The 239-nt window shown below is 66.5% G+C and carries 1 pseudogene; it reads left to right on the top strand.

What is annotated here, in order from left to right:
* Positions 1-239 (top strand): annotated as a pseudogene (locus tag ACPXB3_RS22705) (HNH endonuclease); the annotation flags it as partial.

Genomic DNA, 239 nt, shown 5'->3' on the forward strand with positions numbered 1-239 from the left:
GAGGTCGCGGCAGCCAATGAACGGGCGATCAACCGGTTGACGTTTCAGGGTGACCGGCAGATCGTCGAGTTGTCGGACCGGAATGCGGAGCGCCGGTTCGGGTTTCGGTCGGTGACCGACATGCTGGTCGTCGGTTTGCGGGTGTCGGAGCCGATGCGCCGCCGCAAGCAGATGACCGCCACCGCGACCTATCACGGGTTGACCGGCGAGCCCCTCGCCCCGAAGTACCCCACGTTGGC

Origin of the sequence: Gordonia sp. DT219 (genome assembly GCF_049847065.1) — a bacterium.
Classification (GTDB): Bacteria; Actinomycetota; Actinomycetes; order Mycobacteriales; family Mycobacteriaceae; genus Gordonia.